General features: G+C 39.3%; 6 protein-coding genes. All 6 read right to left on the reverse strand.

Features of this window, described 5'->3' with window-relative positions:
• On the reverse strand, positions 1–198 hold a 198-nt coding region (locus tag F6K37_RS28250), incomplete at its 3' end, for a glycosyltransferase family 2 protein (RefSeq protein WP_287253743.1).
• 152 nt (positions 199–350) lie between these two features.
• The gene (locus tag F6K37_RS28255; protein ID WP_287253745.1) at positions 351–1,175 is read right to left on the reverse strand and encodes an FkbM family methyltransferase; all 825 of its coding nucleotides are present in this window, start codon (positions 1,173–1,175) and stop codon (positions 351–353) included.
• 489 nt (positions 1,176–1,664) lie between these two features.
• The gene (locus F6K37_RS28265) at positions 1,665–3,512 is read right to left on the reverse strand and encodes a carbamoyltransferase family protein (protein ID WP_287253746.1); all 1,848 of its coding nucleotides are present in this window, start codon (positions 3,510–3,512) and stop codon (positions 1,665–1,667) included.
• A gap of 251 nt (positions 3,513–3,763) precedes the next feature.
• Positions 3,764–3,946, reverse strand: coding sequence for a DUF5989 family protein (locus F6K37_RS28270; RefSeq protein WP_287253748.1), 183 nt, complete (start codon positions 3,944–3,946; stop codon positions 3,764–3,766).
• A gap of 231 nt (positions 3,947–4,177) precedes the next feature.
• A complete protein-coding gene (locus F6K37_RS28275) occupies positions 4,178–5,512 on the reverse strand; it encodes an SGNH/GDSL hydrolase family protein (RefSeq protein WP_287253750.1) in 1,335 nt (444 codons plus the stop codon).
• Positions 5,513–5,727: 215 nt separating this feature from the next.
• The gene (locus F6K37_RS28280) at positions 5,728–6,150 is read right to left on the reverse strand and encodes a hypothetical protein (protein WP_287253752.1); all 423 of its coding nucleotides are present in this window, start codon (positions 6,148–6,150) and stop codon (positions 5,728–5,730) included.
• Positions 6,151–7,156 lie beyond the last annotated feature (1,006 nt).

Below are 7,156 nucleotides of genomic sequence, written 5' to 3' on the forward strand. Positions count from 1 at the left end.
AAAGGAAAACTCTTCCGGTTTGATGGATAATAGTTTGACGGGATAGCGGGATGCAATGGATGGAGTGGCATCAGTAGAACCTGAGTCAACAACAATGATTTCTACATCTTGTATTGTCTGCTGCATGATGCCACTGAGCAGACGACCGATGTGTTGTTCTTCGTTATAGCAACGAATGATAATGGATGTTTCAGGCACTTTGCTTAACTATAATGGGGTTTCTAGTACAGCGTTGAGTATATACACTTAAGCATTGGAGATGAGTTCCAAAACCAAGGATTTATAGGTTGAATAGTAGACTAAATTTTGCTGATAAGTAATAGGAGGTTAAACAGCTGTTGTATTTAAACCTAACGACTATTAATTGATCTGTATAGTCCTTTAAAACCAGGAATTTTCTTAATTTGGTTGCGTATCGAAGCGGTTATTTCCGCTTGTTTTAACTTCCTCAAAAATAACTGAAGTGCGCCAACAAATTTGTCTTTGTCACCATCTGGTACGAAAATTAGGTTACCCCAGGCTGGTTTGTGGTCAAGGGGGTATGGGGTACATTGAATCCAGACGTGAGGTTCACTGAAGATCCCTTCTCTACCATATTCTTTGATGGGTTCCCATTCAGAGACAAAGGTTGTGTAGCCTCGCTCTTTCATGTAAGTGACCACATCGTGATGGGTGTAGCCAAAATTTGCCAGTGAACGCTCATCCATAAATTCAATCATTATCAATTCAGGATGATATTTATCAATATCAAACCCCTTCAGTGCTAAAAAATCAGCACCTTCTATATCTATTTTGAGGAAGGTTACTGATGATATGTTGAGGTCTAATAAAACATCATCTAAACGTATTGTTTCTACTTCATAGGCTAATTCATGAGTTTCATGAAAAGGTTTGATTGAATGAATACCGTAGTGTTCTTTGCTTACATAAAAAGGAACTTTATTCCTGGTGATATTAGATACAGCTTTAGGAATACAGCTAACATGATCAAAGCCAGCAAGATTACGCTCAAAGGCAGCACGATTTTTTTCTTCGGGTTCAAAGGCGATTACTTGCCAACCTTTCCTAGCAAATGTGGCAGATATGCTACCATGGTGAGCGCCTACATCAACCAAAAGAGGCTGTGTACTTCTAAATCCATAAATTTCTAAAAGTCCAAGTTCAGAGAATTTCATTTGACTCTATAGCTAATTTATCGGTTTTCTATAATTATTAGCAGAGAAGCATTTTGTTGATAGGGTTGAGGCTTATTATTAGGATATTGCGTAGCCAAATTATCTTGTTCATTGACAACACTTATGACCAAAATTTGAATCGGAAAATTGGCATTTTCTCTTAGGCAAATATATGGAAATTATTGTGTTTCCCCAGAAGTCAGATATTTGATCACTGACGTACTAACATCGCCCAGATAACCGATCTTTCCCTTGTCAAGATAAATTCCTGTGTGACAAAGAGTCTTGATAGCCGATATATTATGACTTACAAACAAAACCGTCCTCCCCTCCTTCCCCACATCCTCCATCTTCCCCAAACACTTCTTCTGAAACTGCGCATCCCCAACTGCCAACACCTCATCAGTGAAACTAATAACATAGAAAGGCGATAAGCTTTGTTATAATTACCGTTGACAATTGACTCATATTTAACCGTAGTCAAGACATCTAGTAAGCTATTGGGCGTGGCGTTTTTTGTTTAGGTAAAACCGGTTCAGGTTTATTGGATTTGGAAACTAAAAAATTTCCCATCACCAGTAGATCAATATCACTGTAAGCAAATGTGCGCAAGGCATCCTCTGGTGTATTCACAATTGGTTCACCTCGTAAATTGTAGGAAGTGTTTAACAGGATGGGGATTCCAGTGGCATCACCAAATTTTTCGATTACTTGATAATAAAACGGGTTAGATTCTTGGCGAATAGCTTGTAGACGACCTGTGCCATTATGGCATACAGCTTGAATTTGCTCTTGCTTATCTTCACGAATTGGTGCCACCATCTGCATATAGCGAGGCAGATATTGGTTTTGTAAATTAGAACCAGAAAAATACTGATTTACCTGTTCGGCTAAGATAACTGGTGCAAAAGGACGAAATGGTTCTCTAAATTTAATTTTTGTATTGACTATTTCCTTCATTTTGAGGTGGCGTGGATCGGCTAAAATCGAGCGGTTTCCTAATGCTCTTGGACCCCATTCCCCACGCCCCTGATATAGGCTAACTACCTTACCATCCAAGATGCTACTCACAACTTGATCTGATAATATATCTGTATCTTCTATTTCTTGATACTGTAAACCCAATCCACGGATAGCCTCCATTTGTCTGCTGACACTATAACTGGCTCCCCAGTAAGCATGTTCCATGACAAATTGGCGAGGACGATTCAAAGTGACATGGTATACGTAAAGTGCTGCTCCTAATGCTCCCCCAGCATCCCCAGCAGCAGGCTGTATAAAAACATTTTCAAAGGGTCCTTCCCTTACTATACGACCATTGGCAACACTATTTAGGGCAACGCCACCAGCCATAACTAGATTACTGTGTCCAGTTAAACCATGTGCATATCTAGCCATTTTCAAGACGATTTCTTCGGTTACATACTGAATACTGGCTGCGATATCAGCATATTTCTGATTTAATTGAGCTGTTTGTTCATCCCAATTAGGATGGTCACGATTGGGATGGGTCTTTAGTGTATAAAATTCCGAGTCAGGTTGGCGAGGAGGACCAAAAATATCAGTGAATTTATTATTATAAGTCTGCTGTGTCGAGTAATGAAAAGAAAAGTAGTTCAGATTAAGATGAATACTTCCTTCATCATCTATATCCACAACTTTCAAAATTTCTTCAACATATTTAGGACTACCATAGGGAGCCATTCCCATCACTTTATATTCACCATTATTAACTCGGAACCCCAGAAAAGCAGTAAAAGCCGAGTATAACAAGCCAACGGAATGGGGAAAGCGAAGCTCACGAGTTAAATTAATCTGATTCTGAACATTACTTTCTTCATCCCATTTTGCCGTTGCATATCCAATGGCGGCAGTAGTCCATTCGCCAACACCGTCTACCGTTAGCACCGCCGCCTCTTTATAGGGAGAAGCAAACATCGCACTGGCAGCATGAGACAAGTGATGTTCCACAAAAAGGATTTTTTTGACATCAATACCGATTTCTATTTGAATTTGACTTTTAATCCAAAGTTTTTGATTAAACCAAGCAACCATTGATTCCCGAAAAACTGGGTAGGAACGAGGAAAAGTGGATAGTGTGGTCAGAAGAATACGCTCAAATTTGAGTAGAGGTTTCTCATAAAAAACCACATAGTCTAAATCCCCAGTCTGTATTCCAGCTACATTTAAACAAAATTGAATGGCCTGTAGAGGAAATCCATGATCGTGTTTTTTACGACTAAAACGCTCTTCTGCGGATGCGGCAATCAACATCCCATCATGCAAAAGTGCAGCAGCCGCGTCATGATAATAGCAGGATAGTCCCAAAATATACATCTTATACTTGCCTTTGTACTGAGTCTAATGTACTAATAACTGATCTACGATTGTGCCAAGAGGTAACTGACTTTGACTTGATATTCAAAAAATCGGTGAATAACCTGGTAATAATTGCAAAGGGGACAAAAACAGTAAAATAAAAAATGGTCAGAATCACTCGTGCAATAAAATTACCAAGAAGAAGACCAAAACCTTTCCAAGCCTTCCAAATTTTGCGTAACATATTAAGTAGTCTCCAAAGTAGTGCATTAGAAGAGGGAATAAATAAATGGTGCAATACCTGAAGCATTGGCAAAAATTAAGAACAAGCCAAAGGCAAGAAGTATTGTAACCATGGGAATCAACCACCACAGCTTACGTTCCCATAAAAAGACTAATATTTCACCTACAATGCCCAAGTTGGTCACCATAGCACGGAAAAATTTTTGCATTTTATCTCCTCATTTATATTATAAATATCAGAATTTGAAGGTAATATTGATATATATAGCGCTTTATAACCTAATGAGGTACACAAGATTTTTTCCCTCTTGCCTCTTGCCTCTTGCCTCTTGCCTCTTGCCTCTTGCCTCTTGCCTGTTCCCTGTTCCCTGTTCCCTAAAACCCAGGACTCTGTACCTCACCCAATTTAAAACCCCTATAAACGTGAGCTTTGAGCTCCTTTACTCAGCAGAATTCAATCTTAAATATGTATCTATCTGTTCGGCTAGTAACCGATAGCCCTCAGCCGCATAATGGGCAGGCATTCGGAATGGAAATAGTGACAAAGGATCGGGATGGGTAGAAATTACGTCATGAAAGTCAATAATCGGAATTTCTAGGTCTTCGACTAAGGACAACACGTCGTTTCGGTAGTGTAAATTATCGTTGTTTGATGTTCCGCCGTAACGGTCCCAAGCGGGAAGGTAAACAAAATATAACTGACCGTCCCAAGAATTCACCTGATCTTTTGCCTCACTCAGTATCTTACGGAACAGAGGAAGTGATGAGGCTTCCCTTTGTGACACTTCCCTTGGTGACGGCTTGCTTATTATAAACTTCAACTCTCGACGCAAATCATATAGCCTTGAGATACTTCTGAACTTATAGGAAAGCCTGTTTCTAGATGCTTGACTTTTTTCTTGCTTTTTAATGTAGTTCACCAAAAATTGGTCAATTTCCGGCTGTCGTTTCAGCAATTCTTGGCTAAAATCCCTCTCAAGATATTGCAACAAAAACGAAGATTTTTTCTCGCTGATCAGACCTTCTATGTCATTCTCTTCATAATAAAACCATAGTACTATCCTAGGTCTTAAGGGTGCCCCATATTCTTTGAGCGTGGCCAGCTCTGCCAATGGCCCATTACCAATATTACCTAGATTTAAGAGCTGTCTGTTCCGTTGCCTGAGTTGCCCACCGATGTCTTCCCCCGGCTTGACACAAGCCCCGTGGGTAAACGAATCGCCGATCAAGACCATATCCAGGGCTCGATTTTCGTAAATGCCGGGAGGATTATTAAATCCGTGTTCATCACTCTGATAAACAGACCACTCTCCTGATTCATTGCAAAGTATGGTTAACTTATTTGAGACCCCCCCCAATGGGTAGATATGATCTTCGCCAACATCCACCCCCCCGGTTCCCCTGAGAAAAAAAGCATTAAAACCGGGATAAGCCTCAATGCCTTCTTTTCTCAGGTCCATTAGAACTTGCAATTTGGTTCGTTTATCGAAGGGAACACCACTTTGCTGTGCTCGCTTAATTCCCTCAAGTCGTATTCGTTCCTCTGTTGGTTTTCTAATCCCTCCTGCCACTCCAAAAAAAAGTAACACTTCTAGCAAATATAGAGCGAAACCAATCGATAGCAGGGCGAGGGCAAAATTGACCTTGGTCTCTTCGCGCCACTTTAATAAAGCAAAACCAAACAGTAATATGCCAGCAACAGCAACTAGATAATACTTAGTTAACTGCTCCGGGGAAAGCGGTGATAAAAAGATAGAATGAATAAGAACTGCCAAACAAAATGTAATAGCACATGTCAATACAATATCAGCAAACTTCTCCCGTCGTCTCATATTAACTAATTCTGAAAAGCTAGCACGACCTAAACTAATAAATTATAAATTTAATTCCATTGGTAAAATTATATACAAAATAAACAGTGAAATTTTGTCATAAACAACACCAAAAATAAATCTGGGATTTTACCCCTAGAATCGCACACCGAAAACCATCAACAACTACCACTTCTAGACTGCCGACGGGTAAATTCTCCTACTGAGGGGTTTCCGTGAGGATCAATCACCCCTGTTACCTGTTTCCATAACTGATCTGGAGCCAAAGATAGGTTATACGTGCGATCGCCTGTCTGGCACAGGTGATACCACTGGGTTGACTGGCACTGACTACACCAAAAAGCCTCTAGCCACTCTCCTTCCAGAGCTACTGTGGTTTTACTGGCTATCAGCATCAAGGCATATTTTTGTTTAACACCACGCTGCATTAGTTGTCCTGCTCGATCAGCAAACAACCGATATTTTTGACTAACGCTATCAAGGTAGCAACGATGAATTGGACAGAAAATAGCTCTTCTTTTAGAAGGTTTACGATTGCGTTCACTTCTTCTTTTAATTGTTGCTTGAGTGCAGTGATTCATTAGTTTATTAAACAAAGCTAATTTTTTCCTTTACTAAGGAAAAATAGACACAAAATCTCCCATTTAATCACTTTCTTGCCGTTGAAATTTAAACTTGATAAAAGTGATCTAGGGAGAGACTGAGATCAATAAGACCATCGAAGCCCACTCCGAAAATTAAAGACTAGTTATTTCTTTAATTCCTACGTAGTTAATTAGTTAATTAAATTGTAGATCTCACCGATTTAAATTTTGAAATTATTTCCTAAACCAACCTAAACAAATAATTAGTAGTTAGACACAAATTATTTATTTTAAAACTTCGTATAGTTTTCCGGAAAATTGAGTAAATTGGTGGGATAACTTTGTATAACAGACCTCTGGGGTAAATTATTTTTTAGCTCATACCTGGGGTTTCAGGTTGATTTGCCGAGATGTCTAATCTTTAAATTACTTTTAGTAAACAATTGTCCATGGCTCTAATCAAATAATATAAAAAAACGGCGAATAAGTCAATAAAATTTGGCTAACTCCAACCTACATTCCGCACTTCACAGTGTAATCCGTAATTATGACGCTTTCTGTATCTCTTCTCAAACAAATAAATTTAAAAAAATCAGTATTTATACGCAAACAAAAACCAATCTACACAGTAAATGCGTATTACTTTGCATCCTAAAAATTAATCGGCGGAATGTGGGCGACAAGATTGATCAACCAATAAATTACACTAAACAGATCCCCTACTCAGCTGTTGACAACGCTTCATCAAGAACCTAATTATACTGTTTAGCAATGACGTCAGGACTAATATTCTCTAGTCAATACTAGACTTCGGGCGTTGCTTAATAATGGAATGATTTGAAGCGCACCTGTAGAATGGGCATCTTGCGTAGAACTGGCATCTTGCGTAGAACTGGCATCTTGCGTAGAACTGGCATCTTGCGTAGAACTGGCATCTTGCGTAGAACTGGCATCTTGCGTAGAACTGGCATCTTGCGTAGAACTGGCATCTTGCGTAGAACTG

It is taken from the genome of Moorena sp. SIO4E2, assembly GCF_010671945.1.
In the GTDB taxonomy this organism is placed as follows: Bacteria; Cyanobacteriota; Cyanobacteriia; order Cyanobacteriales; family Coleofasciculaceae; genus Moorena; species Moorena producens.

What these genes read in the sequence shown, in the direction of transcription:
- F6K37_RS28255 (WP_287253745.1), bottom strand. Translation starts at nt 1,175, where the DNA reads ATGAAATTCTCTGAACTTGGACTTTTAGAAATTTATGGATTTAGAAGT.
- F6K37_RS28265 (WP_287253746.1), bottom strand. Translation starts at nt 3,512, where the DNA reads ATGTATATTTTGGGACTATCCTGCTATTATCATGACGCGGCTGCTGCA.
- F6K37_RS28270 (WP_287253748.1), bottom strand. Translation starts at nt 3,946, where the DNA reads ATGCAAAAATTTTTCCGTGCTATGGTGACCAACTTGGGCATTGTAGGT.
- F6K37_RS28280 (WP_287253752.1), bottom strand. Translation starts at nt 6,150, where the DNA reads ATGAATCACTGCACTCAAGCAACAATTAAAAGAAGAAGTGAACGCAAT.